The organism is Streptomyces sp. NPDC042638 (genome assembly GCF_040647235.1).
GTDB lineage: Bacteria > Actinomycetota > Actinomycetes > Streptomycetales > Streptomycetaceae > Streptomyces > Streptomyces rameus.
Genome location: NZ_JBEZBT010000010.1, coordinates 129,603 through 154,812 on the forward strand (window position 1 = coordinate 129,603; position 25,210 = coordinate 154,812).

The following is a 25,210-nucleotide window of genomic DNA, read 5'->3' on the forward strand; positions in this document are numbered from 1 at the left end:
GTGGTGGGTTGGCGGGGCTGGCGCCTGGGCCCCGGCGGTGGGCTGGCCGGGCCGGGCTCAGCGCAGCAGCAGGTAGTGCGTGACGAGGGACTGGGCCCGGTCCGCGCCGATGCCCAGGGCCCGGCCGAGCGCCTCCCATCGCTGGTCGCCGTTCTCCTCGAGCACGCAGGCCGCCTCCCGGCCGGCCCGCTGGCTCAGCCGGTCCAGCGCGGCGACGGCACGCAGCGCGGCGGCCGGCGCGTCCTCGGCCAGCGGGATCAGCCGGTCCTCCAGGGCGCTCAGCAGGTGGGCCAGGTCGGCCGGCAGCGGCACCGTCCGCCGCTCGACCGTCCGGATGTGCTCGTCCCAGTCCCGGCGCGGTCCCGACACGTCCAGGTCCTCCAGGCCGTCATCGGCCGGCTCGCCCCACGGGACCGGGATGCCCGGCCCCCGCCAGCCGCAGCTGCACGAGGCGCGTACGGCCGCCGCCTTCGGCCTGCCCATGGTGCCGTCGTACGCCCACCACTCGCTGGTCCGGTACGTCCCGGCGCCGCTGCCGAGGTCGAAGTACGCGTGCTTGGGTTCACTGCCGTCGTCCAGGACGGCGCCCACGATGCCCTCGTGGGACTCCCCGAACTCCTCGGTCGTCCAGCCCACGGCCGCACCCCTCCCCTCGCCGGCTACGCCCTGCCCATCATCGGCCCCAGCGCGCCCGGCCGGACGGCGGACGGGTGAAAGCGTCCGAAACCGGGCCTGTCACGGCCGGGGGCGCCGCCGCCGGTCACGGCTCGACCGGCGGCTCGGGCAGCCGTTCCAGCGCGACCAGCGCCGCGTCGTCGCCGAGGTCGCCGCGTGCATGGCGCACCAGGTCCCGGCGCAGACCGGCCACCATCGCCTCCAGGGGCCGGCCGGCGTGGGCCTCGGCACGGGCGGCCAGGTCGAGGAATCGGCCCCAGCGGTCCCGGGCCTCGATGAATCCGTCCGTGTACAGCAGCAGCCGGTCGCCGGGGCCGAACGGCACGCTCTGGACGGCAGGTGCCGTCTCCAGCAGGTCACCGAGCCCGAGCGGAGCGCCGGGCAGGTCGGGCAGCAGGCCGCGCACCCGGCCCGCGTGCACCAGGAACGGCTCGGGGTGCCCGCAGTGCACCAGCCGCGCCACGGGCTCGCCGGGCGGAAACTCCACCAGCAGCGCGGTCGCGAACCGCTCCGTGAACAGGGTCCCCGGCGCCCCGTCCGAAGGGTCGCCGTCCAGGATGTCGTCCACGGCCGCGATCTGCCGCTTGGCACGCTCGTCCAGCCGTTCGGCGACCCGGGTCAACGAGGCTTCCACCTGGGCCAGTTCACGGAACGCGCCGAGCAGGGCGGCCGAGGCCCCGACGGCGGGCAGCCCCTTGCCCCGGACGTCGCCGACCAGGATCCGGATGCCGTACGGCGTCCGCAGCGCCTCGTAGAAGTCGCCGCCGATCCTCGCCTCCGACTCGGCCGGCAGATACGCGCCACGCAGCGCCAGCGCGCCGAGCCGGTGGGGGAGGGGGTGCATCAGCGCCCGTTGCGCCGTCTCGGCCACGGAGCGGACCTGCTGCAACTGGCGTTCCCGGCGCCGGCGCAGGGAGCAGGTGGCGAGCGAGGTCAGCCCGACCACGAACAGGCTGATCAGCACCACGTCCGAGTCCGGTTGCCCCCACTGGCCCGCGACCGCCTGGAGCAGGGCGGTCACGGCCAGGGCGACGCAGCCCAGGGCGGCGGTGGCCCACAGCGGGAGCAGCACCGAGGCCAGGACGGGCACGGCGACCATGACCGGTGAGACGTGCAGCCAGCGGGGCGTGAGCAGGTCGGTGAGGGCGACGGCCGTCATCAGCAGGACGGGGGCCGCCGTCGACAGCGGACGGGAACCGGCGAGACGGTCGCGCGGGGTCCGGGCCGGCGGGCGCGGACCGGTGTCGGCGTGGGCGGTGGGCGCAGTGGTGGTGCGGTGGAAGGTCATCGGCGCAGGGAGGTCCGTAGCGGGTTGCGTACCCGGTGGGTGCGGAGGGGCGGGGCGGGTGCCGGGGCCGACAGGCAGGACAGGGCCGACTCCAGGTGGCGGAGCAGGCGGTCGGATCCGGCGTCGCCGGCCGGGGGACCGCAGCCGGCGGTGCCGAGCCGGGTCAGGGCCTGCCGTGCGGCGGGCAGGGCGGGGTGCGGCCGGCCGCCCCGGCAGGAGTAGGCGCACAGGGCGGTCGTCCGCAGCAACCGTGTGTACGGCCGCGCGAAGGCCCCGCCGGAGCCGCCGGCCGCCCCGGGGTGCGCGTCGAGGACCCGGCCCGTGGCGGTGAGCTGGTGTGCGACGTCGGTCAGGGCCCGCAGCACCCGGTGGTCCAGGTACCAGCGGCGGCGCCGGGCGGCCGGCCGGACGTTCCACCGCACGCTCTCGTGGGCCTCGTCCACCGCGGTGCGGGCGCGCTCCAGTGCCGTGCCGAGCTGTTGCTCCCAGCCGGGCCCGAGCACGTCGCGAGGCCGCTCGCGCCGTACGACCGTGTCGGCGAGGCCGTCGAGACAGCGGGCCACCAGCACCCGCAGCTCCTCCAGCGCCCGCTCGGCGGTCCGCACGCGCACCGCGGGCAGCAGCAGCGCGCTGCACGCCAGTCCGAAGGCGATGCCCAGCACGATCTCCGCCAGGTGGGAGGCCAGCTCACCGGGGTGACGGCCACGCACCAGGGCGAAGGTGACGAGCGCGGTCGCCGGCACATGCACGCCGTAGTGCCCGAGGAATCCGCGTCGGCCCAGCAGCACGGAGACGAGGACGACCAGGACCAGCCCCGCCATACCGGGGCGGGCGTACAGGGCGCCGGGTAGGGCGACGAGGACGCCGAGCAGGCAGCCCGCGCCGTACCGCACGGCGGCGGAGGCCGTGCGCACCACCGTCGTCTCGACGACGAGCAGCGCCGCGACGGCGCCCGCGTACGGGTCGGGTGTGTGCAGCAGCGTCGTACAGGTCTGCCATGTCAGCCCGGCGGCCACGGTCGCCCGGGCGGCCTCGGGGCCGTCGGCGCGTGCGACGCGTCGGATCCGTGCCGACAGGGCGGACCACCGTGCACCGCGCATGCCGTTCCTCGCCCCTTCCTCGTCGGTCCCGCAGGCCGCTCCGTCGGCCTGGCAAGGCCGCCCAGGATAATCGGACAAATGGGGCGTGAGGCAAATGGTGTCGGCGGTTCACACGGTGGCCCTGTTTCCAGGGCACGGTCGACGGGCGCGGCGGTTCGCGGGGCGACGCGGCGGGGTGTCAGCCGGCCGGGTTGTCGACCCGCATCCGCACCTGGTCCTCCAGTCGCCGCAGGCTGCCGTCCAGGGCGTCGTGGACCGCCTGTTCGCCCGGGTCGTGGCCGGCGTCGAAGAAGGACAGGTGCACGGTCACCTCGCTGACGCCGCTGCCGATGCCCGCCACCTGGAGCCAGCCGGTGTAGCTGCCCTGCTCGCGGGTGCCCCACTCCAGCCGCATCTGGTCCGGCTCGGACCGCAGGAGGGCGGCCGTGTCGTGGCCGGAACGGTCCTCGTGCACGGTCACGGAGGGCGGGTCCTCGACGGCCACGTGCAGGTCGTCCGGCAGCCAGGCGTCGAGCTGGTCCACATTGGCCGCCTGGTCGAAGACGTGCTCGGGCTGCGCGGGCATCGTGCGGGAACGTTCGTACTCGGCCATCGTGGGCACCGCCCTCCGGTCGGAAGTCGTACCCCGACCGCGTGCCCCTTCCGCGGCGGCCGAAAAGCCGGGGAGTGGTTCACCCCGGTGCTCCGCGTCCCCTCGGCCGGCGGCCGAGGCCCTCAGGCGACCGCCGAGCGCGCCGTGCGCTCCACCAGGCTCACGCCGTCGTTCATGGACGCGCTGCCGTCGGTCAGGACGGCGACGAGATACCGGTGCCCCTCGGCCGTGACCTGGCCGACGCTGTTGACGTCCCAGCGGCCGGTGGTGCTGCGCTGCAGCCAGCCGTTCTTCAGTGCCTTACCGGAGCCCGGGGCGCCGATCGCAGAGACGCCCCAGGTCTGCTCGGGCGCGACATGACTCATCAGGGTGCGCACATAGGTACGGGACTGCGCGTCGAGCCCGCCGGAGCCCGCGTGTGCCGCGCCGCCGGAGTCGAAGACGGCCCGCAGCAGCCGTATCTGGTCGCCGGCGGTCGTCCGGGTCAGGCCCCACTTGCCGCCCGGTCCGCCCGTCGTCGAACTCAGTCCCAGTCGCTTGTTGGCGGCCGCCAGCCCGGGGGCCCGGCCGATCTGCCGCCACAGGGTGTCGGCCGCCGTGTTGTCGCTGCGCCGGATCATCGGCTCGGCGAGATCCCGCTCCCGCGCGGAGAGGTGCCGTCCGGCGTCCTGCGCCTGGAGCAGCAGTGCCGCGAGGATGTCGACCTTGACGATGCTGGCGGTGTCGTACGCCCGGTCCACGCCGTGGATCACCGGGGTGCTGCCGGTGGCGTCCAGGTCGAGCACGGCCGCCGTGGCGTGTGCCGGGGCCTTGCCGGACGAAGGGGAGGTGACGGACGCGGCGGACGGTGCGGTCGCGGCGGCTGCCGGGGGCGGGTGCAGAAGGCCGGTGGAGAGGAGGGCGGCGGCCGCGGCCACGAGGGCGCCGGCCTGGGTCCGTGCGGTGCGGGAGGGGCGGGACGACATGGGTCACGAACGTAGACAAGAAGTGCGCCCGGCGACGTGGCCGCCGTCACCTCGGGCGCCTGTTCGCCCCGGTTTGTGAGAAGAGCCACCGAAAGGAAGGGCGCGAGGGGTGCGGGGCGACCGATGGGGCGCATTGTGCCGACGGGTCGTCTCCGCGGCGGCGTGTACGCGGGCCCGGGCCGCCCTCCTCGCCTATCGTCGGCCAGACACCGACATCCGGAGTGATCATGGAAAAAACGGATGACCTGGTTGGTGTGGCGGACGGCGTGGCGGCCGTACCCCTCGGTCCGTCCCTGCGCCGCGTCCGGCCGTGGCCACTCGGCGCCGCCTTCGCGCTCAGCGCCGCCGTCGCGGCCCTGCTCCTCCTGGCCGGCACCCAGTGGCTGAGCGACCCCGCCGTCCAGGCATGGCGCACCGTCAGCCTGGCCATCACCGTCCAGGCACTTCCCTTCCTGCTCCTCGGCACGGCACTGTCCGGCGCCATCAACGCCTTCGTCCCGGCCGACCTGTTCACCCGGGTGCTGCCGAAGCGGGCCGTCCTCGCCGTACCGGTCGCCGGTGCCGCCGGCGCGATCCTGCCGGGCTGCGAGTGCGCCTCCGTCCCCGTCGCCAGCAGCCTGATCCGCCGGGGGGTGACACCGGCCGCCGCCTTCTCCTTCCTGCTCTCCGCGCCGGCCATCAACCCCGTGGTGCTCACGGCCACCGCCGTCGCCTTCCCGGGCAACCCCGCGATGGTCGCCGCCCGGCTGATCGCCTCCCTCGCCACGGCGGCCGCCATGGGCTGGCTGTGGCTCTGGCTGGGCAGGGAGGAGTGGCTGCGCCCCCTGCTGCGACAGCGGCACACCGGCCACGAGCACGGTCACAGCCGCTGGACCGAGTTCCGGCTCGGCTTCCAGCACGACTTCCTGCACGCCGGCGGCTTCCTCGTACTCGGCGCCATGGCCGCCGCCACCTTCAATGTCACCGTGCCGGGTTCCGTCCTCGACGCCTTCTCCGGCTCGCCCTGGCTGTCGGTGCTCTTCCTGGCGGCCCTCGCGGTACTGCTGGCCGTCTGCTCCGAGGCCGACGCCTTCGTCGCGGCCTCTCTCACCGGCTTCTCGCCGACCGCCCGGCTGGCCTTCCTGGTGGTCGGCCCGATGGTGGACCTGAAGCTGATCGCGCTGCAGGCCGGTACCTTCGGCCGTGCCTTCGCCTGGCGGTTCTCCACGGCGACCACCGTCGTGGCGATCGCCGCGAGCGTCCTGATCGGAGGCGCGCTGCTGTGAGACGCCCTGTCCAGACCCTGCTCCTGGCGCTGACCGGCAGCGGCCTGCTCCACGTGGCACTCTTCACCGACACCTATCTGCGCTACGTCAAGGCCGGGTTGCGTCCGCTGCTGATCGTGTCCGGGGTCGTCCTGCTGCTGCTCGGCCTGGCGGCGGCGGTCACCCGCGTCGGACGGCGGCCCGCCTCCGGTGACGGCGACGGCGAGGAGCACGCGCGCGGGAACGGCCGCGTCCTCGCCGCCGACCACGCCCAGCCGCACGACCACCCCCACGGGCAGGGCGACGCGCACGGCCACGACCACGGGCAGGGCGACGCGCACGGCCACGACCACACCGGCACCCCGCGCATCGCCTGGCTGCTGTTCCTCCCCGCGTTCAGCCTGCTCTGCTACGCCCCGCCCGCGCTCGGCGCGTACACCGCGGCCCGCGCGAACAACAAGCCGGTCGCCGTGCAGAAGAAGGAGTTCGCCCCGCTGCCCGGTACCTCGCCCGTGCCACTGACCCTCACGGACTTCACCAGGCGCGTCCAGCAGGACCGCAGCCGTGCCGTCCAGGGCCGTACCGTACGGCTGACCGGCTTCGTCACCCCGGCCGGCGACGACGGGGGCTGGTACCTGACCCGCATCATCTTCTCCTGTTGCGCGGCGGACTCGCAGACGGTCAAGGTGCGTGTGTACGGCAGGGAGGCGCCGCCCGCCGACACCTGGCTGGCGGTGACCGGCACCTGGCACCCGCACGGCAGTCTGGGCACGCGGAGCGCGGAGCCGGCACTCGACGTGCGGGACGCCAGACCCGTCGCCCAGCCGGTGAACGCCTACACCGACGACCTTCCGCTCACCCCGTCCTAGCCTGCGGCGGACGACCGGCCGGGACAGGTGCACGATGGTGGGGTGACGCTCGCTCCGGGAGCGGGGCCAGGACACCTCGGGGGACCGCCCCGGTCTCGGGCCGCCGGTGCGCGAGAGGAGGCGGTGACGATGACACGGACACCTCCCACGACGGTCACCCGGGTGCGCCTGTGGCGATGGCGGCGCAACCCGCTCCGGCGGCACAGCGATGTCGTCGAAGCCTGGATCGTCCTCGCCGGCTGGGTGCTGGCCCTGGCCGTCGGGGTCCTCGCCGGTCTGCTGGCGGCCCGGACCTCCGAGTCGGGGTTCGCGGACCGGCAGGCCCGGGTGCACCCCGTGACCGCCGTGGTCACCGACGACGCGGCGCGGGCCCCGAGCGCCGGCAGCGGGTACGGCGACGGCCGGGTACGGGCCGCCGTGCGATGGACGGACGCGGACGGCTCGGTGCACACCGACCGGGCCAAGGTCTCCCCGGGCGTCCCCGCCGGAAGCCGCGTGACGGTGTGGACGAACCGGGCCGACCGGGTCGTGCCCGCCCCCCTCGCCGGATCGGCGGCCGACCTGCAGGCGGCCCTCACCGGCGCCCTCGTCGCCCCGGCGGCCGGCGCGCTGGTGTGGTGCGCGGGATGGCTGGTCCGCGGCCGGCTCATCCGGCGGCGGATGGCCGAGTGGGACGCGGAGTGGAGGCAGATCGGACCCCGGTGGGGGAATCTCAGCGGAGGCAGAGGCTGACCACGGCCGACGGCGCCGGACGGTCCCCCGGGGACCGGGTTCCCAACCCGGCGGGCCCGCACCGGCGTCGGCCCGCCGCCTCCCCGCCCCGGCGGCCGCGGAACCCCGGACCGGGTGCTTGAGGACGCCGGGCCGGGTGCTTGAGGACGCCTGCCGGGTTACGAGGACGCCCTGCCGGGTTACCCGGGCGGTATGGCGAAGCTGCACGTACCACTGCGACATCACCGCCAGGCCGCCGACGAGGCGCCGGCGCAGGCCGTACCCGCGCCGGAGGACGCCGGCCCCGGAGAGGAGGTCGAGCGGCGGGCGCCTGACACCCCCGTGAAGCTCCCCCGCGGGGCGTGGGCCGCGGCCTTCAAGGGCGCCCTGCGCGAGTTCAAGGACGACGAGCTGACCGACCGGGCCGCCGCACTCACCTACTACGCCGTCCTCGCCCTGTTCCCGGCCCTGCTCGTGCTGGTCTCCCTGCTGGCCGTCGCCGGCAGGTCGGTCACCGACCGGGTGCTGGCCAACCTGCGCAACCTCGCTCCCGGACCCGCCCGGGACATCGTCACCCGCTCCGTCGAGCAGCTGCAGGGCAGCGCCGGGACCGGCTCGATCGTGGCCCTGATCGGCATCGTGCTGGCCGTGTGGTCGGCGTCCGGCTATGTGGCCGCCTTCATCCGCGCCGCCAACGCCGTCTACGACATGCCCGAGGGCCGCCCGGTGTGGAAGATCCTCCCGGTGCGCGTCGGCGTCACGGTCGTCCTGATGGTCCTCGCCGTGGTCAGCGCGCTGATCGTGGTCTTCACCGGCGGCCTGGCCCGGCGCGCCGGGCAGGCGATCGGGGCCGGTGACGCGGCGCTGACGGCGTGGTCGATCGCGAAGTGGCCGGTGCTGGTCCTGCTCGTCACCGTGATGATCGCGATCCTGTACTGGGCGACCCCGAACGCCAAGGTCAAGGGCTTCACCTGGGTCACCCCCGGCAGCCTCCTCGCCCTGCTCATCTGGATGGCCGCCTCCGCCGGATTCGCCTTCTACGTCGCCAACTTCGCCTCCTACAACAAGACCTACGGCACCATGGCCGGCGTCATCGTCTTCCTGGTCTGGCTGTGGATCACCAACCTGGCCATCCTGCTGGGGCTGGAGTTCGACGCGGAGGCCGTACGGCAGCGGGCCATCGCCGGCGGCCATCCGCCCGAGGCCGAGCCCTACACCCAGCCGCGCGACACCAGGACGTGGAACGAGGAGGACGTGCGCCGCATGGACGGCACCTGACCGTACGACGGTCGCTCGCACCGGCGCCCCGGGGCGAGCGGCCGGCACGCGGGCACAGGCCGTCCGCCCGCTCCCCCGAACACCGGGGACGACGGGACGGTACGTGAGCCGCGGCGGGACATGACGGCTGCGCTCGGCCTCCCGGGGCTCGGGGTGGTGGCTGGTCTGGGCTCTTCGGGGGTCGCGGCGGTGGCCGGTCCGCGCGTCAGCCGACGTGCGCGGCGATGGTCAGCGCGCACTCCAGGGACTCGGCGCGGGTCGTGTCCACCTGGAGGTCGTAGGACACCCCCGCGTGCACCAGGCCGGCCTGGGATGCGGCCATGCCCTCGGCCCGGTCCCCCCGGGCGATCTCACGTCCCGCGGCGACCGCCGGATCGCAGCGGACGCCCACCCACAGCACGGACAGTCCGTCCAGGGCCCCGCGCCACCGGTCCTGGGAGGCCGCCCCGCCGAGGAAGACGTCGTCGACGACGACCTTGGCGCCCGCGCGGACGGTCGCCGCGACACCCTCCATCCACGCCGCCTCCAGCGCCCGGAACGCCGGCCCGACGTGCACCCCGCCGTCCGTGGCGAGCTCGATCCCGCCGTCCGGCCCGCGCAGCTTCGCGGGCAGGGCGTCGACGAGCGAGTCGATGCCGAACGCGAGCCACGGGTCCGGCAGTACGGCCTGCAGACAGCGCACGATCCCGGACTTCCCCGCGCTGGAACCACCGTTGAGAATGATCACTTGAGTCGTCACCGTGCCACGGTACGGAGGTCCATGGCGCGCCGGCCGTCCGGGTGGTGCGGTTCCGTGCCCTTCGCGTCCCGCGGAGGGCGGGGAGGGCGGCACGCCGGAGGAGCGGCCGACGCGCCCCGCACGGCCGGCCGGGGGAAGATCTGTCCGGTCGCCCGGATCCGTATCCTCACCAGGGGAGGCGGCCCGGCCGGCCCGCGCGCCCGGACCGCCCGAGCCCCGCAGACTCCAGGAAGTTGACGTCATGACCGACAAACGCACCGTAAGTGTCCTGGGCACCGGCATCATGGGTGCCGCCATGGCCCGCAATCTCGTGCGCGCCGGACACACCGTCCGCGCCTGGAACCGCACCCGCGCCAAGGCCGAACCGCTCGCCGCCGACGGCGCGCACGTCGCCGACACCCCCGCCGAGGCGGTCGAGGGCGCCGACGTCGTCCTGACCATGCTCTACGACGGTCAGGCCGCCCTGGACGTCATGCGCGAGGCCGCCCCCGCGCTGCGCTCCGGCGCCGCCTGGGTGCAGTCCACCACCGCCGGTATCGAGAGCGTCGGTGAGCTGGCCGCCTTCGCCCGCGAGCACGACCTCGTCTTCTTCGACGCGCCGGTACTCGGCACCCGTCAGCCGGCCGAGGCCGGTCAGCTCCTCGTCCTCGCCGCGGGGCCCGGTGAGCACCGCGCCGCCGCGACCCCGGTCTTCGACGCGGTCGGTACCCGCACGGTGTGGACCGGCGAGGACGGCGCGGCCGGTACCGCGACCCGGCTGAAACTCGTCGCCAACAGCTGGGTCATCGCGGCCACGGCCGCGGTCGGTGAGGTGCTGGCCCTGGCGCAGGCGCTGGGCGTGGACCCGCAGAAGTTCTTCGACGCCATCGGCGGCGGCCCGCTGGACATGGGGTACCTGCACGCCAAGGCGCAGCTCATCCTCGACGACCGGCTGACCCCGCCGCAGTTCGCCGTGACCACGGCCGCCAAGGATGCCCGGCTCATCGTCCGGGCGGGCGAGGAGAACGGGGTTCGCCTGGACGTGGCCGCCGCCGGCGCGGAACGTCTGGAGCGGGCCGCCGCGCAGGGCCACGGTGACGAGGACATGGCCGCCGCCTACTTCGCCAGCTTCGACACCACCGACCGGCCTGCCACCTGAGAGTGCCCGGGCACGTCCGAGCCGTGTCCGCCGCCGGCTGAACGGCCGCCGCACGCAACGGCGTCGTCTTCGCCGCCCGGCGCCGGCCCCCGCGAACACTGCGCCGCCGTCATCGGGCCGCGACACGACGTCCCGCCGGCGGGGGCGGGAGGCGGCCGGTCTCACTCGGTGGTGTCGGTGTCCTCCGGCTTCTCCCGGGTCGATTCGTCCGGCACGGTGTAGAAGACGGACGAGCCCTGCTTGCTGCGGTGGGCGAGGTTCCGGGCGACGAGGTTCTCCAGGGTCGTGCGGACGACCTTGGTCTGGACCCCGCGGTCGGGGTGTGCCCGGCCCAGCGCCTCGGCGACCTCGGCGGCGGAGCGCGGTTCGCTCTGCTCGGCAAGGTGCCGACGGACGAGTTCGATGAGCGTGGGCTGGGAGGTCTCAGAACCCGCCTTCGCCTTCGCCTTCGCCGCCTCCGGGTCGTTCGGCGCCACCGGTTTGCTGGCCGCCGCCGCCGTGCCGGCCGCCGCCGTGCCGGCCGCCACCTTGCCGGCCGCCGGTTTGGCCGCCGCCTTGCCGGCCGCCGCCTTCCTGGCTTCGGTGCGCCGTGTGCCGCCGCTCTTCTTCCGGGGAGACGGTACGGCCGCGCTGTCGGCCGGTGCGGTGATGCCGAGTGCCTGCCGCATGTTCAGCAGAATGGAGCGGTCGTGCTGCAGTGCGGTCAACTGCTCTTGCAGGGACGCGATTTCGGACGTGATGCGGTCCTGTTCCTTGAGGTTGCGATCGAGGTCGTTCGTCACCTGGCTCACGTACTGAGAGGCCAATTCGGTGACGGGTCCAGCGCTTTCCGGCATCTTTTCCTCCGCTTTCCCTCCCGCTCCTGACGGGGCGGCATCTGGATGATACGGGCGGGTCGACCTGTTTTCACCGTTGGTGAGGTCCGAACGACCGACCGACGGCCCACTCCGACGCGGGGAGTTGAACACGTGGCAAGTCGGCCGACCCCGCGCGGGTCGTAGCCGGCGGAGCCGAACCGCAGTCCGGCGTACTTCACCCACTGACCGGACATGTTCCCCCTCCGCTGTGGACGCCGTCATCGTGCCGCTCGATCGAGCGGAGGGGAAGGTCGCCGTTCTCGCTGTTCACATTCATGAATAATGCTCAGGTGGGTGTACACGCTCGGAGATGGTGTGCAAAGCTCGGCCGACTTCTCTCGGGCACGGCGGAGTTGGAGGGTGGGCATGAGTGTTTCCCGGCGGGTGTTGCTGGCCACGGTGGCAGGTGCGGCGACCGTGGGCGCGTCCGCGGTGCCGGCCGCGGGTGCGGCGGAACGGCAGGACGCGGGAGGGAGCCTGCAAACCCTCCGTGCCGCCGCGGACTACGCCGTGGAGAAGGTCCGGACCGTCGCACCCGGCGTGACGGGCTTTCCGGTCGGCACCAAGTTCGAGAAGTGGACGTACTCGCGCAACGGGGACTGGGTGGGCGGTTTCTGGCCCGGGACGCTGTGGATGGCGTGGCTGTACAGCGAGGACGACGCCTTCCGCGCCTGGGCGGTCGAGTCGGCCCGCAACCTCGCCCCGCGTCAGTACGACACGAGCACGCACGACCTCGGCTTCCTCTTCTACCCGTCCTGGGTCACCGCCTGGCGCCTGACCGGCGACGACGAGTGGCGCACGGGTGCGATCCGGGCGGCGGACTCCCTGATACGGCGGTACAACCCGCGCGGCAGGTTCATCCGGGCCTGGGGCGTCCTGACGGACACCGCCAACGCCGGCCGGGTCATCATGGACACGATCATGAACCTCGATCTGCTGGCCTTCGCGAGCCGGCAGACCGGCGACGACAGGTACCTGGACATCGCCGTGGAGCACGCGAGGACCGCCCAGCGCGTCTTCCCCCGCCCGGACGGATCCACCCCGCACGTGTACGACTTCGACCCGGACACCGGCAGGGCCATCGGTCCCGGCACGGTGCAGGGCTACAGCCCCGCCTCGTGCTGGTCGCGCGGACAGGCGTGGGGCATCTACGGCTTCACCACGATGTACCGCAGGACCGGTGAGACGGAGTTCCGCGACACCGCGCGCAGACTCGCGGACTTCGCCATCGGGGCACTGAGCGCGGATCACGTCCCGGTCTGGGACTACCGTGCGCCCCAGCAGCCGCACGACGTCAAGGACGCCTCCGCGGGCGCCGTCATGGCGTGCGGTCTGCTCGACCTGTACGCCGCGACGGGCCGGCCTGCCTACCGCGACGTGGCACTGCGGCTGCTCACCGCGCTGTCGGACACGTGTCTGACGCGGAACTCCTCCCGGGCCGAGGCGGTCGTGGCCCGCTGCACCCGCAACCGCCCGGCCGAGGACGGGATCGAGATCTCGCTGCCCTATGCCGACTACTACCTGCTCGAAGGGATCCTCCGCGTGCTCCGGCCCGCCGAGGTCGACCGGGCGATCGACCTGTCCCAGCACGGGTGACACCGAACGCCGACCCGTGTGACGGGTGTTCACCGAAGTCATGGAGACATCCGGGGCATCTGAACTACGCTGTGCTCCACCGCGCTTACCGCGTGCCGAGCTGTTTTCTCGGAATGGAGGCAGCGCCGCATGAGCCGCTACGCCCAGGTGGCCTTCACGCAGAACGTCCGACGTGTCCAGGAGGAGCGGGGAAGCGCCACCGCCATGGAGCGGCTTCTCACCGGAAACCCGGGGCGCGCCGACCGCATGGGTGTCGCGGAGGCTGAATTCATCGGCGCCCGCGACGGGTTCTATCTCGCCACCGTCAGTGAAACGGGCTGGCCGTACATCCAGTTCCGCGGCGGCCCGCCGGGATTCGTGCACGTCCTGGACGAGGCGACGCTGGCCTTGCTCGATGTGCGCGGGAACCGCCAGTACATCACGGCCGGAAACCTTCGCGGAAACGACCGGGTGGCGCTGTTCTTCATGGATTACGCACACCGTACCCGGCTGAAAGTCCTCGGCCGGGCCGAGATCCGTGATCCCGGGGAATTCCCCGAACTGCGCGGCCGGGCGGGGGACACGCGCACCGAAGGGCAGGTGGAGTCGCTTCTCGTCGTACGCGTCGAGGGTTTCGCCTGGAACTGCGCCAAGCACATCACCCCGCGGTTCTCCGAGGCCGAACTCGCGGGCGCGCTGGAGCGGGTGTACGAGCGCATCGACGAACTGGAGCAGGAGAACCGGGAACTGCGGTCGCGGCTCGGAGCACGGGACTGATCCGCGCCCCGAGCCGCAACGGCGTCCCCGGCTGTGCCGTCCGGCCCGGCCCGCCGATGTCAGCCGGCCGCGGCCAGCCGTTCCCCGGCCAGGGCGGCGAGGAGCCGGGCGCCGTCCCCGAGCACCTCACTGTCGAAGACGGCGTCCGGGCTGTGGTTGAAGCTCGCCTTCGCCGGGTCGCGGTCGGGCGGGCAGGCACCGAGGAAGAGCATGGCCCCCGGCACCTCATCGAGGACGAAGGAGAAGTCCTCCGAGGGACTCAGCGCGTTCGGCGCCCAGATGAGCCTGCCCGGCCCCAGCAGCCTCTCGACCGCACCGGCGGCGAAGTCCGCCTCGGCCGGGTCCACCACCGTGACCGGGTAGTCCATGGAGTGGTCCACCGTCACCGTGACCCCATGGGCCGCGGCGACCCCCTCCACCACCCGGGTCACCCCGTCGAGGACCTTCGCCTTGGCGGCCGGACCGAAGGTCCGGATGCCGATCTTCAACTCCGCCTCGTCCGGAATGACATTGGCCGACGTACCCGCGTGGATACTGCCGACCGACAGCAGCACCGGGTCGAAGGGGTCGAAGCCCCGGCTCGCGAACGTCTGCAGCGCCAGGGTCATCTCGCACGCGGCCGGAACCGGGTCCTTGAGCAGGTGCGGCTGGGAGTCGTGACCGCCCCGGCCCCGCACGGTCACGTTCAGCACGTCGCCACCCGCCAGCAGCGGGCCCTTGCGGGTCAGCAGCCATCCGGCCGGCAGCATCGAGGAGGCGACGTGGATCGCGTAGGCCGCGACCGGGCGCCGTCCGGCGGCGTCCAGCACCCCTTCCTCGATCATCAGCCGCGCACCGTGGTGTCCCTCCTCACCCGGCTGGAACATGAGGACCACGTCACCGCGCAGCCCGTCCCGCTCCCGGGCGAGCAGCCGGGCCGCGCCGACCAGCATGGCCGTGTGCAGGTCGTGCCCGCAGGCGTGCATCCGGCCCTCGGTCTTGGAGGCGTAGGGCACTCCGCTCGTCTCCGTCAGCGGCAGCGCGTCCATGTCGGCGCGCAGCAGCACCACGGGCCGGTCGCCGTGGCCCGCGTCCGCACCCCCGCCGCGCAGCACCGCGGTGACGGAGGACAGACCGGTGCCCGTCGTGATCTCCAGGGGCAGGCCGTCGAGCGCCGCGAGCACCTTCGCCTGCGTCCGCGGCAGTTCCAGCCCGAGTTCCGGCTCCCGGTGGAGGTCCTCACGCAGCCGTACGAGATCCTCCACCAGGCCCTGGTCGGGCTCCCGGGCGGTCACTTGACCGCCGTGACGATGCCGTGCGGGGTGATGGCCTCGGTGCAGCGGGTGCGCCGCACCTGGTCGAACCCGACCTCCTTCAGCGACTTCTCGTAGCCCTCCCAGGAGTAGAGCATCCCGCCCTCACCCGCCACCGCCGCGAAGAAGGGGCTGGCCAGGGCTGCCATGAGGGGACCGTCGTAGTTGTCCTCGGACATGGAGTTCAGGATCATCACCCGGCCGCCCTCGGGCAGCACGGCGTGCGCGTGGCCCAGCAGCACACGGATGCGGTCCTGCGGCCAGATCTGGAGCTGGTGCACGAACATCACCGTGTCGTGCCCCTCGGGATAGTCACCGGCGAAGATGTCGCCCTCGACGACCTTCACGCGGTCGCTGAGTCCCGCCTCCTCCACCCGCTTGCGGGCGAGGTCGACCACCTTCGGGATCTCCAGGACCGTGACCTCCACCTCCGGGTGGGCACTGGCCACCGCGATGGCCATCGTCGCGTCCCCGCCGCCGACGTCGAGGATGCGCCGGGAGGAGCTGAAGTCGCCGTACTTGATCAGGTGCTTGCTTGCCACGGCCGACCAGGTGCCCATGAAGTGGTAGAAGACCTTCAGCAGTTCGGGGTCCTGGCTGAGCCGGTGGTAGACCGTGGCGCCGTCGCCCGGGTACCGCCGCAGCCCGATGTTGCTGTTGGCCCGCAGCGACTCGGTGAAGTCGACGAGGCCCGGGTAGGTCACGTACGCCTCGAACCCGATGACCGCCTTGACGAGTTCCCAGTGGCCGCCGGTGAACAGGTCCGAGATGGACTTGGCGTTGGAGTACCCCTCCTCGGTCCGCTCCACCAGCCGCAGCGAGGTGACACCGAGCAGCAGGATGTCCAGGGAGCGCTCGGCGAGCCCCAGTTCGGTGCCGATCCGCTCACGAGGCGTACCGGGGTTGCGCTCCAGCAGGTCGAAGAGGCCGAGTTCGACCCCGGCGCGGGTGAACTGGAAGGCGTTGTGCCCGAGCAGCACGGTGGTCAGGGCGTCCGGGACGACGCTCTCGGGCTGGGTCTGTACCTCGGTCATGGTTCTTCTCCCTGGGATGCGAGGGTGTCGATCAGGTCGTCGAGGGTGAGCGACTGCATGCCGGAGGCGGCCGTGGGACCGGGGCCGGCCAGAGGACCGGGAGCGGTGACGGCGACCGCGCCGACCACATCGGCCGGCACGTCGGGCAGGTCGTACAGGAGGTGCCGGCCGAGCCGGTACGGCCGGTCCCGGCGGGCGGGGTGCGGCGGCAGGTGCGAGAGGTCCACGCCCGCCATCCCGGGCAGGCCCCGCGCGGTCAGCTTGACCAGCGCCTCCTTCCGTACCCACAGGCGCAGGAGCGCCGTGCGGGGAGCGGGCGAGCCGCGGACACGGTCGATCTCGCCGCCGGTCAGGAAGTGCCCGAACCCGCGATGGCCGGGCGCACCGCCGCGGGCGGCCGGTCCCGACAGCCGCTCGATGTCGATGCCGACGGGTTGATCGGCGGCCGAGGCCGCCACCACCCCGTCCGCGTACGAGAAGCTGACCGCGCAGCGGCCGTCCTTGACACGGGGCCGGCCGTGCGGGCCCGTACAGACCGGACACCGCTGCTCCAGTGCGACGTCCCGGGCGCGGCCGCCGGTCCGCCGTGCCACGCACAGCCGGGCCAGCAGGCGCGCGGCGAGGAAGTCCGCCCGCGCCCGCTCGGTGCGCGCGGCGGCGCGACGACGGCGCTCGGCGGCCGTCAGGACCGCCGCGTCCGCACCCGGCAGGGCCAGCAGCCGTTCCGTCTCCGTGACCGCGACGGTCAGGGCCGTCGTCACGGGTTCCTCACTTCTTGCGCTGGCTGTAGACGACACCGGCGAGCGACAGCGCGCCGCCGGCGACCGCCAGCCACGGCGGCGTCTCGTCGAGGATCAGCCAGGCCAGGGTCACCGCGATCGGCGGGGAGAGGTAGGTGAGCGCGCCCATCTTCCCCGCGGTGGAGCGGGCCAGCGCGTACCCCCAGGTGGTGAAGGCGACCGAGGTGGGGAAGACCCCGAGGTACAGCGTCCAGCCGATCGCCTTGCCGCTCGCGTGAGAGAGGTTGTCGATCAGCTGGGGCAGGAACGGCAGGCAGAGCACGGCGCCGACGACGCAGGCCAGCCAAGTGATCACCAGCGCCGAGCTGTTGGCCAGCAGCGGCTTCTCGGTGACCACGCCACCCGCGTAGGCGGCGGCGGCCAGCAGGGCCAGCGCGCTGCCCGCGCCGGCCTCCAGACCCTTGCTGGAGGTCGCGAAGCCGATCAGCACCACACCGGCCAGGGCGACGATCCCGCCGACGACCAGCGGGCGCGGGAAGCCCTCCCGGAGCAGGAAGCCGGCCAGTACGGCGATCAGCACCGGCCCCAGACTGATGATCATGGACGTGGTGCCCGCGTCGATGCGCTGCTCGGCGGCGTTGAGCGCGACGTTGTAGATGCCGAACCACAGCAGACCGCACAGGAAGAGCCGCGGCAGGTCCGCGCGGGGCGGCAGCGGGACCTTGCGGACCAGCACGACGGTGCCCAGCAGCACCGCCCCGATGAACAGCCGCGCCAACGTCAGCGCGCCGGGGTCGAGGTCCTTGCCGGCCGCGCGGATGCCGATGAACGCGGAAGCCCACAGGAAGACGGTGAGCAGCCCGGCGGCGACCGCGAGGGGTGGCGTGCCCGAGGACGGGGTGGGAGTCTCCGGTGAAGCGGTCCCCTGATTGGCTTGCGCAGAGGTCACGGATGTTCACTTCCTTGTCGGTCTAAGGGGACGGTTCGCTCGGATGTGTCCAGGGCCGCCGCCAGCCGCTCGGCGACCTGGGCGACGTGGGGCGGGCGCAGCAGGGTGAAGTGGTTGCCGGGGAGCGTCGTCTCCTCACGGACACCGCCCCGGGTCTGCCGTGCCCAGGACGCGCGGTGTGCGCGCAGCCGGTCGCGGGCCCACCAGAGCGTGAGGGGGGCGTCGACGACCGACGGCCGATGGGCGAGCACCAGGCGCTCGTGCCGTTCGGCCAGTTCCGCCTGCCGTAGCAGGGCCTCGGCGGGAAGCGCCCGCGAGCCGCGCTCCTCCGCCCAGCCGGCCAGCAGCTTCAGCCGCTCCGCCAGCGGCAGGCCGCGCAGCCGGTCGCGGAGGGCCGAGGTGTCCTCGGCGGTGACGTCGAGTCCGGCCAGCAGGTCCGCCAGGGCGACGGCCGGCGCGAGCAGCGGGTCGGGCTCGCCGTGCCCGGGGACGGCGGAGTCGAGCAGCGCGACCAGCCCGACCTGTTCGCCCGCGGCCTCCAGCCCGGCCGCCACCTCGACCGCCAGCGCTCCGCCCATGGACCAGCCCGCGAGGTGGTAGGGGCCGCCCGGCCGGCGCTCCCGGATGACGTCCACGTACTGGGCCGCCATCGCAGCGAGGCTGTCGGCCTCGGCCTCTCCCGACAGCGCACGCGACCGGATGCCCAGCACCTCCCGGCCGCCGGGCAGCAGCGCGACCAGCTGCCGGTACGCCATCACGTCCCCGCCCGCGGGGTGCAGCAGGAAGAGCGGCGCGGGTGTGACCGGCGCCCGCAGCGACAGGACCAGCGAGTGCTCGGAGCCCGCCGAGACCAGTTCGGCGAACCGGGCCACCGTGGGCGCCTCGAACAGCGCGGTGAGGGGCAGCCGTACGCCGAAACGGCGGGCCACCGCCGCCATGAGGCGCGCCGCGAGCAGTGAGTGGCCACCGAGTTCGAAGAAGTCGTCGTCTAGCCCGATGGTGTCCGGCTCGCGCCCGAGGAGTTCGGCCCACAGCCCGGCCACGGTGCGCTGGAGAGCGGTCCGTGCCGTGCGGCCCGGGGCACCCGCGGCGGATGCCGGGGCGGACGCCGGCAGCGCCGCGCGGTCGAGCTTGCCGTTGGCGGTCATGGGCAGGGCGGCCAGGGGCACGAAGGCGGAGGGCACCATGTAGTCCGGCAGGGAGCGTCCCAGGAAGGCGCGCAGCTCCCGCGGTTCGGGCGGCTCGCCGCCGGCCACCGGTACGACGTACGCCACCAGGCGGTCCTCGGCCAGGCGCACCGCGGCGGCCCGCACGGACGGGTGGGCGGCCAGCCGTGTCTCGATCTCGCCGAGTTCGACGCGGTAGCCGCGCAGCTTGACCTGGCCGTCGGCGCGGCCGATGAACTCAAGGGCGCCGTCGGTGCGTTGGCGTACCAGGTCACCGGTCCGGTACAGCCGGCCGCCGGGCCGGCGCGGGTCGGTCACGAACCGCCGCGCGGTCAGTTCGTCGCGGCCCCGGTAGCCGGCCGCGAGCTGCACCCCGCCGATGTGCAGCTCACCCGCGATGCCGGCGGGCAGCGGGGCCAGCCGGTCGTCGAGTACGTCCAGCGTGGTGTTGGCGACCGGGCGGCCGATGGGCACGGAGCCCGTGGCGTCCTCGGGCCGGCACTGCCACGCAGACACGTCGACGGAGGCCTCGGTGGGGCCGTACAGGTTGTGCAACTCCACGGCGGGCGGCGGGAAGACCTCGAAGAACCGCTGGACGAGGTCGGGCGGCAGCGCCTCGCCGCTGGCGATCACCCGGCGGAGGGAGCCGCAGCGGGAGGCCGCTGGGTCGGAGAGGAAGATCCGCAGCATGGACGGGACGAAGTGCACGGTCGTCACCGTCTCGCGGCGGATCACCTCGGCCAGGTAGCCCGGGTCCCGGTGGCCGCCGGGACGTGCCACGACGAGGCGCGCACCGGTCATGAGCGGCCAGAAGAACTCCCACACGGACACGTCGAAGGTGAACGGCGTCTTCTGCAGGACGGTGTCGGCCGCGGTGAGCCCGTACGTCTCCTGCATCCACAGCAGGCGGTTGCAGATGCCCCGGTGGGTCAGCATGACGCACTTGGGAGTGCCCGTGGACCCCGACGTGTAGATCAGGTAGGCCAGTTGGCCGGGCTCGACCACGGCCTCCGGCTCCCCGTCCTCCGGTTCCGGCTCCGCCTCCTCGGCGGCGTCCACCCGTAAGGCCGGGACGTCGCCGGGTATGTCGTCCGGTGACCCGGTGGTGAGCACCAGCCGGGCGCCCGCGTCGGAGAGCATGAACGCCGTGCGCTCGGCGGGGGTGGCCGGATCGAGCGGCAGATAGGCGCCGCCCGCCTTGAGGACCGCGAGGAGGCTGACGACCAGTTCCAGGGAGCGTTCCATGTGCACGGCCACCGTCGCACCGACCGTGCGGCGGCCGTCCCCGAGGGCCCGGCGGATCCGCCGGGCCAGCCGGCCGGCCGCCGAGTCCAGCTCCGCGTACGTGAGCGCGCGGTCCTCGAAGACGAGGGCGGTCGCGTCGGGGGTACGGCGTGCCTGCCGCTCGATGTGCGTGTGCAGCGGTGTGCCGAGGTCGTACGGCCGGGCGGTGTCGTTCCAGGAGTCGAGCTGCTTCAGTTCCTCGTCCGACAGCATCCGCGCAGCGCAGACCGCCGAATCGGGGCGGGTCAGCAGGGCGTCGAGCAGCGCGAGGTAGTGGCCTGTGGTGCGTTCGCGCCGGGTCTCGTCGAAGCAGGCGGTGTTGAAGTCGAAGTCGAGCACGAAGCGGGGCGGGGCGGTGGGTCCCCGGTGCAGCTCACGGACCTGCAGGGTGAGCCGGTCGGGGGAGTGCCCGGTGTCGATGAGGTCGAAGTCGACGGTGCCCCCGAAGCCTTCGAAGACCGCGTTCTGGTAGTTGAGGTAGACGTCGTAGAGGCGGGCGCCGCCGCGGTGCCGGGGTACGTGGTCCTGGTGGCGGGCCGCTTCCAGGAAGGCCCGCTGCGTCTCCCGGGCCAGCAGCCGCAGCGGGGTGTCGCCGGTGACCCGCAACTGCAGCGGCAGCACGTTCATGAACAGACCGGCCGTGCTCCGGAACTCGGCCGGCCGGTTGGCGAACGGGGTCCCCACCCGCAGGAGTTCGCCGCCGCCGATGCGATGGAGGTAGGCGAACAGGGCGGTGGCGAACGCGACGGCGGCCGAGGCGTGGCCCTCCGCGCGGGCGAACTCGGCGATACGGCCGCTGCGTTCGGCACCGAGGTCGAGGGTGAGCCGGGCGGTGCGGGTCGTGCCGGCCACGTCCTCCTCCCTGCCGTAGAACGCGAGCCGTTCCACCGGTTCGGCCAGCGTCCTGCGCCAGTGGCGTTCTGCCCTGCCGCGGCGGTCGGAGCCGCCCGGCGACCGCTCGTGGTCGACGTACGCCTGGAACGGCGGCAGCGGCGCGGCGGCGTCGAGGTCTCCCAGCCGGTCGAGGTCGTAGTACTCGGACAGGGTGCGCAGGAACAGGGACATCGACCAGGCGTCGCACACCAGGTGGTCCACATTGAGGTACCAGGCGTACACGGAGCCGCTCAGTCTGAGCAGCGCGGAGTCGAACACGGAGCGTTCCGGGTCGAGTCCTGAGGCGCTGCGCCGTCGTGCCCAGCGCAGGGCGGCCTCGCGGGGGTCCGGGTCGCCGGTCAGGTCCACCAGGGGTACCGGCGCCGCTGCCGCGTCGGCCACCCGCCGCAGCGGGACCCCGTCCACCTCGTGGAAGGTGCTGCGCAGAGCGTCGCTGTGGTCCACCAGGCGCTGGAAGGCACGCTGGAAGCGGTCGTGTTCCAGCGGGGCCGTGATGGTGTAGAGGGCGGTGACGTTCTCGTAGTACAGCCGGACGTCCCCGGCCGTCTTCTTCCCGAACCAGAGGGCGAGCTGACTGCCGGTCAGGTTGGTCTCGGGGGCCGGGCCGCCGGTGACGGCGACCGCGTCCGGTGAGCGGACGGCCTGGCGGACCGCCTCCTGGAACTCCTCGGCCCACCGGGAGACGGTGCCGGCGTCGAACAGGTCGGTGCGGTACTCGAAGCAGCCGAGCAACTCACCGTCCTGCTCGCGCATGTGCAGGCTGAGTTCGAGGGGCGACACACCGAGGTCGAAGTCGTCCGGAGCGGCCGGGGTGACGGACACGCCCCCCGCCCTCCGGCCTGCGATGACGGCGGGCTGGAGCGAGAAGGCGGTCTGGCGCAGCACCGTACGACCCGGCAGCCGGGGCGGGTTCGTCTCCCGCACGATGTCCCCGAACGGCATGTCGTGGGCCAGCGCACCGCTGAGCGCCTCACCGGTGTGCCGCGTCGTCCGCGCGAACGTCCCGCCGGGCCGCAGCCGCAACCGCAGCGGCAGGGTGTTCACGAAGAGACCGATCAGCCCCTCCTCGCCGGAGCCCCGGCGCTCGTCCACTGGGGCACCGACGACGAAGTCCAGCCCGCCGGTGATCCTGTGCAGGGTGACGGCGTACGCGGCGAGCAGGAGGCCGTACACGGTGGCCCGGTCACGGCCGGCCGCCGCGCGCAGCTCCTGGTGCAGGCCGGCGGGAATCCGGAAGCCGTGGCGGGCACCCCCGAACGCCTCCTGCACGGGCCGCGGGCGGTCGGTGGGGAGTTCGAGGACCGGAAGGGGGCCGGACAGCTCGCCACGCCAGTACGCGACCGACCGGTCACGCTCCTCCTCACCCGGGCGGCGCCGGCCGGCCGGCGGCGCGGGCGGGGGCGGCAGGGGGGACGGCTTCCCCTGCGAGAGGGCCCCGTAGAGCGCGGTGACTTCCGAGGTGAAGACGCCCATCGACCAGCCGTCGCAGACCAGATGGTGCGCGACGACCGTCAGGACGTGCCGCTCGGCCGTCAGCCGGTAGAGCGTGAAGCGCACCGGCGGGGCCAGGTCCAGTGCGAACGGGCGCCTGCCGTCCTCCGCGTGCAGGGCGCGCGCCCGGCGCTCCCGCTGCGTCGGTGGCAGCTCGCCGAGGTCCACCAGGGGAAGTTCGGCCGGCTGGGGCGCGACGACGTGCCGTACGGGGCGGCCGTCCTGTTCGCGGAAGGTGCTGCGCAGCGACTCGTGCCGGGCGGTGATCTCGGTCAGGGCGGTGCGCAGGGCCTCGATGTCGAGCGGCCCCTCCAGGTGCAGGGCGGCGGAGAGATGGTGGGCCGGGCTGCCGGGGGCGAGGCGCTGGAGCAGCCACAGCCGCTGCTGTGCGTCGGAGACGGCGGTGGGATCGGCGGGCCGGTCGGCGGGCGCGGCCGAGCGCTGCCGCAGCCGGGCCATGACGTGCGCGCGCTCCGGTCCGGACAGCTCCGCCAGGCGTCCCAGCAGATCGCTCACGAAGCCGCCCCCGCCACCCGCTCCATGATGTCGTCGATGTTCCCGTGCGTCTCCAGCAGTGCCGCGATCCACCGCTCCAGACCGAAGGCGACACACCCGGTGTAGGCCGCCGCGCCGTCGGCCAGCGAGATGCCGCAGCGCTCACCGAAGAAGTTGCGGTGGAAGTTCAGAGACCCGATGGCCAGCTCGCCCGCGTGCACGAACTCCTCCTTGACCGGGAAGAGCTGCGCGAGCAGGGCGCGCCCGCCGCCCTTCTCGAAGAAGGGGTCCGACGCCGGCTGGACCGCCAGGTCCAGCCCCAGCCGGGCGGCGAACTCCACCACCTTCGGCCGGAACGCGGCCAGATGGTCCGAGACGGCCTCCCGGGGCCCCAGACACACGATCTCCCGCATGGTGAAGCCGTGCAGCCGGCGCAGCCCGTCGTAGTGGTCCTCGTTGCGGAAGCACTTGGCGACGGTGGTGACATGGCGGGGGCCGGTGAGGGTGGCGGAGCGGTGGTGCAGGTAGACGTTGTAGCAGGCCGCGGAGACCAGCCCGTACCGGCTCTCGCCCAGGCGGCCGGCGGGCAGCGCCCCGCCGTCCCCGGCCATTTCCGCCTCTGGGGCCTTGGGCCCCTTCTCCGCCGGGAGTTGCAACGGAGCGGTCATCAGCGCGAGGTGCGGGAAGTTGTCGAAGTAGTCGATGGCGGCCAGGTCCGCGGTGCCGATGACCGCGGGGAACAGCATCGGGACGGCGCCGCACTCGCGGGCCCAGTCCTGGAACCGTTCGTCCAGCAGGTCCATGAGTCGGACGAGTTCCGGGCCGAGCGTGACGAGACCGCCCCGCGCCGTGTAGAGGTCACTCATGGCTCACCGTGTCCGCGCCGGGGGAGTCCGCCAGGACCCTGTCGCGGATGCCGCTCAGGGTCCGGAACGCGACGACGTTCTCCGCGGTCAGTTCCAGCTCGTGGCCGGCCAGCTCCTCCAACAGCAGCAGCAGCTGGGGGAAGTCGAGGGAGTCGATGAGACGGCTGTCGATGAGGTCCTCGTCCCAGCCGATCGCGGTGACCTCCGGATTGCGCGCCAGCAGCCAGGACCGCACCTGCTCGATCACGTCGGAACCCATCAGGCCACCGCCCCCTGGAACGGAGACCCGGTGATGATCTCCTGGCTCACCAGGAACCGGGTGACGCGCTTGAAGAACGTCTCGTGGTGGGCGACACGCGCCGGGTCCCGCAGCAACTCCTCACGGAAGGCGAAAGCCTCGGGGATTCCGGCGTCCCGGTACACCGTCGGGTTGTAGAGCGACTGCGCGCTCGCGGTGATGTAGCGCCGGAGGTACAGGTCGAGACGCGTCCGCAGCTCCTGGTCGCCGCGCGCCCGCAGGGGCTCGTACAGGAGCCCGACGAGCTTGCGTCCCATGATGATGTGCCGCCACTCGTCGTCGTGGTGAACCTGGTTGACCTCCCGGATCAGGGGGTGCAGCAGCGTGTCGCGCCCCATCCTGATGTTGAAGTGGTCGACCAGCTCCTCGAAGATGAGGATGCGGGCGAAGACGAGGAAGTTGGCCACAGCGGCGTCCTCCTCGGCCGTGGCGACCGGCAGCGACTTGTCCGGGTAGATCTTGCCGCCGTAGCGCAGACAGAACTGCGCGAAGAACCACATGTGTCCGTTCTCCTCGCCCAGGAAGCGGTGGAAGAACTCGGAGGGCAGCTCGAAGCCCCGGGTGTGGATACGCCGGGTGACCTCGATGAGCAGCTCACGTATGCCGTGGATGTTGAGGCTGAAGAAGTTGACGCTCTCCCACTTGCTCAGCCTCATGAGCACTTTGTCGTCCAGTTCCCGGGCGTGCCGTGTTCCCGCCACGGTGAGCAGGTCGGGCGTCATCCACCACTGCTCCTCGGCGAGTTCGTCGACCCAGTCGAAGCGCGTATAGGGGCTGTAGTGGTGGTCGGTTGAGTCGGCGACCAGTTTGTCCAGCGTTTCCACCACGTCCGTGGTATCCATGTGCTCCCCTGCCGGGATCGACGTGCGTCGGGAACGGTGAGCCCTCGGTCG

22 protein-coding genes are annotated in these 25,210 nt (G+C 73.2%); 7 read left to right on the top strand and 15 right to left on the bottom strand.

What is annotated here, in order from left to right; translation table 11 throughout:
* Positions 1-57: 57 nt before the first annotated feature.
* From AB0B40_RS11735 to AB0B40_RS11755, 5 genes are all read right to left on the bottom strand, one after another.
* Entirely contained in the window at positions 58-636 is a 579-nt protein-coding gene (locus AB0B40_RS11735; protein ID WP_362263796.1) for a hypothetical protein, read from the bottom strand.
* Between the two features lie 124 nt (positions 637-760).
* Complete coding sequence (locus tag AB0B40_RS11740; protein ID WP_362263797.1) at positions 761-1,963, bottom strand: PP2C family protein-serine/threonine phosphatase; 1,203 nt, start codon at positions 1,961-1,963, stop codon at positions 761-763.
* Positions 1,960-3,063, bottom strand: a complete 1,104-nt coding sequence (locus AB0B40_RS11745) for an FUSC family protein (RefSeq protein WP_362263798.1) — start codon at positions 3,061-3,063, stop codon at positions 1,960-1,962. The genes AB0B40_RS11740 and AB0B40_RS11745 overlap by 4 nt, the downstream gene beginning before the upstream one ends.
* A gap of 178 nt (positions 3,064-3,241) precedes the next feature.
* Positions 3,242-3,655 carry an SRPBCC family protein gene (locus tag AB0B40_RS11750; RefSeq protein ID WP_362263799.1) on the bottom strand — a complete coding sequence of 138 codons (414 nt, stop codon included), beginning with the start codon at positions 3,653-3,655 and terminating at the stop codon, positions 3,242-3,244.
* A 122-nt stretch (positions 3,656-3,777) separates the two neighbouring features.
* Positions 3,778-4,620 carry a serine hydrolase gene (locus AB0B40_RS11755; protein ID WP_345055512.1) on the bottom strand — a complete coding sequence of 281 codons (843 nt, stop codon included), beginning with the start codon at positions 4,618-4,620 and terminating at the stop codon, positions 3,778-3,780.
* Between the two features lie 227 nt (positions 4,621-4,847).
* On the opposite strand from AB0B40_RS11755, the gene AB0B40_RS11760 reads away from it, so the two are divergent.
* From AB0B40_RS11760 to AB0B40_RS11775, 4 genes are all read left to right on the top strand, one after another.
* On the top strand, positions 4,848-5,885 hold the full coding sequence (locus AB0B40_RS11760; protein ID WP_345055514.1) for a permease: 1,038 nt from the start codon (positions 4,848-4,850) through the stop codon (positions 5,883-5,885).
* A complete protein-coding gene (locus AB0B40_RS11765) occupies positions 5,882-6,733 on the top strand; it encodes a TIGR03943 family protein (RefSeq protein WP_362263800.1) in 852 nt (283 codons plus the stop codon). The genes AB0B40_RS11760 and AB0B40_RS11765 overlap by 4 nt, the downstream gene beginning before the upstream one ends.
* Positions 6,734-6,862: 129 nt before the next feature.
* Positions 6,863-7,465 carry a hypothetical protein gene (locus tag AB0B40_RS11770; RefSeq protein WP_345055518.1) on the top strand — a complete coding sequence of 201 codons (603 nt, stop codon included), beginning with the start codon at positions 6,863-6,865 and terminating at the stop codon, positions 7,463-7,465.
* A 192-nt stretch (positions 7,466-7,657) separates the two neighbouring features.
* Positions 7,658-8,722, top strand: a complete 1,065-nt coding sequence (locus AB0B40_RS11775) for a YihY/virulence factor BrkB family protein (protein WP_362263801.1) — start codon at positions 7,658-7,660, stop codon at positions 8,720-8,722.
* Between the two features lie 205 nt (positions 8,723-8,927).
* Here the strand turns inward: AB0B40_RS11775 and cpt are convergent, their stop codons facing one another.
* Entirely contained in the window at positions 8,928-9,461 is a 534-nt protein-coding gene (gene cpt / locus AB0B40_RS11780) for a chloramphenicol phosphotransferase CPT (RefSeq protein WP_345048033.1), read from the bottom strand.
* Positions 9,462-9,702: 241 nt separating this feature from the next.
* On the opposite strand from cpt, the gene AB0B40_RS11785 reads away from it, so the two are divergent.
* Positions 9,703-10,599 (top strand): NAD(P)-dependent oxidoreductase, encoded by an 897-nt coding sequence (locus tag AB0B40_RS11785; protein WP_362263802.1) that lies wholly within the window; start codon positions 9,703-9,705, stop codon positions 10,597-10,599.
* Between the two features lie 161 nt (positions 10,600-10,760).
* On the opposite strand, the gene AB0B40_RS11790 is transcribed toward AB0B40_RS11785, so the two are convergent.
* Positions 10,761-11,390 (bottom strand): hypothetical protein, encoded by a 630-nt coding sequence (locus AB0B40_RS11790; RefSeq protein WP_362263803.1) that lies wholly within the window; start codon positions 11,388-11,390, stop codon positions 10,761-10,763.
* Between the two features lie 432 nt (positions 11,391-11,822).
* Here AB0B40_RS11790 and AB0B40_RS11795 point away from each other — a divergent pair, with 432 nt between their 5' ends.
* Both AB0B40_RS11795 and AB0B40_RS11800 read left to right on the top strand, forming a co-directional pair.
* A complete protein-coding gene (locus tag AB0B40_RS11795; protein ID WP_345048037.1) occupies positions 11,823-13,052 on the top strand; it encodes a glycoside hydrolase family 88 protein in 1,230 nt (409 codons plus the stop codon).
* 129 nt (positions 13,053-13,181) lie between these two features.
* Complete coding sequence (locus tag AB0B40_RS11800; RefSeq protein ID WP_345048038.1) at positions 13,182-13,808, top strand: pyridoxamine 5'-phosphate oxidase family protein; 627 nt, start codon at positions 13,182-13,184, stop codon at positions 13,806-13,808.
* A 59-nt stretch (positions 13,809-13,867) separates the two neighbouring features.
* Here AB0B40_RS11800 and AB0B40_RS11805 read toward each other — a convergent pair whose 3' ends face one another.
* The 8 genes from AB0B40_RS11805 to AB0B40_RS11840 are packed head-to-tail and all read right to left on the bottom strand — an operon-like array spanning position 13,868 to position 25,159.
* Positions 13,868-15,082, bottom strand: coding sequence for a M20 family metallopeptidase (locus AB0B40_RS11805; protein WP_362263804.1), 1,215 nt, complete (start codon positions 15,080-15,082; stop codon positions 13,868-13,870).
* Positions 15,079-16,134: a methyltransferase gene (locus tag AB0B40_RS11810; RefSeq protein WP_345048043.1), complete on the bottom strand. Its 1,056-nt coding sequence runs from the start codon at positions 16,132-16,134 to the stop codon at positions 15,079-15,081. The genes AB0B40_RS11805 and AB0B40_RS11810 overlap by 4 nt, the downstream gene beginning before the upstream one ends.
* Positions 16,131-16,895 carry a 4'-phosphopantetheinyl transferase superfamily protein gene (locus AB0B40_RS11815; RefSeq protein ID WP_362263805.1) on the bottom strand — a complete coding sequence of 255 codons (765 nt, stop codon included), beginning with the start codon at positions 16,893-16,895 and terminating at the stop codon, positions 16,131-16,133. Before AB0B40_RS11815 ends, AB0B40_RS11810 begins: the two co-directional genes overlap by 4 nt.
* 7 nt (positions 16,896-16,902) lie before the next feature.
* Positions 16,903-17,823: a DMT family transporter gene (locus AB0B40_RS11820; protein WP_345048045.1), complete on the bottom strand. Its 921-nt coding sequence runs from the start codon at positions 17,821-17,823 to the stop codon at positions 16,903-16,905.
* Complete coding sequence (locus tag AB0B40_RS11825) at positions 17,820-23,174, bottom strand: amino acid adenylation domain-containing protein (RefSeq protein ID WP_362263806.1); 5,355 nt, start codon at positions 23,172-23,174, stop codon at positions 17,820-17,822. Before AB0B40_RS11825 ends, AB0B40_RS11820 begins: the two co-directional genes overlap by 4 nt.
* Positions 23,171-24,019 carry an aminoacyl--tRNA ligase-related protein gene (locus tag AB0B40_RS11830; RefSeq protein WP_345048048.1) on the bottom strand — a complete coding sequence of 283 codons (849 nt, stop codon included), beginning with the start codon at positions 24,017-24,019 and terminating at the stop codon, positions 23,171-23,173. Before AB0B40_RS11830 ends, AB0B40_RS11825 begins: the two co-directional genes overlap by 4 nt.
* Positions 24,012-24,278 (bottom strand): acyl carrier protein, encoded by a 267-nt coding sequence (locus tag AB0B40_RS11835; protein WP_362263807.1) that lies wholly within the window; start codon positions 24,276-24,278, stop codon positions 24,012-24,014. Before AB0B40_RS11835 ends, AB0B40_RS11830 begins: the two co-directional genes overlap by 8 nt.
* Positions 24,278-25,159 carry a diiron oxygenase gene (locus AB0B40_RS11840; RefSeq protein WP_362263808.1) on the bottom strand — a complete coding sequence of 294 codons (882 nt, stop codon included), beginning with the start codon at positions 25,157-25,159 and terminating at the stop codon, positions 24,278-24,280. Before AB0B40_RS11840 ends, AB0B40_RS11835 begins: the two co-directional genes overlap by 1 nt.
* Positions 25,160-25,210 lie beyond the last annotated feature (51 nt).

Coding starts and splice junctions, on each gene's coding strand:
- AB0B40_RS11835 (WP_362263807.1), bottom strand. CDS start 24,278: ATGGGTTCCGACGTGATCGAGCAGGTGCGGTCCTGGCTGCTGGCGCGC.
- AB0B40_RS11740 (WP_362263797.1), bottom strand. CDS start 1,963: ATGACCTTCCACCGCACCACCACTGCGCCCACCGCCCACGCCGACACC.
- AB0B40_RS11795 (WP_345048037.1), top strand. CDS start 11,823: ATGAGTGTTTCCCGGCGGGTGTTGCTGGCCACGGTGGCAGGTGCGGCG.
- AB0B40_RS11755 (WP_345055512.1), bottom strand. CDS start 4,620: ATGTCGTCCCGCCCCTCCCGCACCGCACGGACCCAGGCCGGCGCCCTC.
- AB0B40_RS11840 (WP_362263808.1), bottom strand. CDS start 25,159: ATGGATACCACGGACGTGGTGGAAACGCTGGACAAACTGGTCGCCGAC.
- AB0B40_RS11770 (WP_345055518.1), top strand. CDS start 6,863: ATGACACGGACACCTCCCACGACGGTCACCCGGGTGCGCCTGTGGCGA.
- AB0B40_RS11750 (WP_362263799.1), bottom strand. CDS start 3,655: ATGGCCGAGTACGAACGTTCCCGCACGATGCCCGCGCAGCCCGAGCAC.
- AB0B40_RS11760 (WP_345055514.1), top strand. CDS start 4,848: ATGGAAAAAACGGATGACCTGGTTGGTGTGGCGGACGGCGTGGCGGCC.
- AB0B40_RS11745 (WP_362263798.1), bottom strand. CDS start 3,063: ATGCGCGGTGCACGGTGGTCCGCCCTGTCGGCACGGATCCGACGCGTC.
- AB0B40_RS11785 (WP_362263802.1), top strand. CDS start 9,703: ATGACCGACAAACGCACCGTAAGTGTCCTGGGCACCGGCATCATGGGT.
- AB0B40_RS11810 (WP_345048043.1), bottom strand. CDS start 16,134: ATGACCGAGGTACAGACCCAGCCCGAGAGCGTCGTCCCGGACGCCCTG.
- AB0B40_RS11830 (WP_345048048.1), bottom strand. CDS start 24,019: ATGAGTGACCTCTACACGGCGCGGGGCGGTCTCGTCACGCTCGGCCCG.
- AB0B40_RS11800 (WP_345048038.1), top strand. CDS start 13,182: ATGAGCCGCTACGCCCAGGTGGCCTTCACGCAGAACGTCCGACGTGTC.
- AB0B40_RS11775 (WP_362263801.1), top strand. CDS start 7,658: ATGGCGAAGCTGCACGTACCACTGCGACATCACCGCCAGGCCGCCGAC.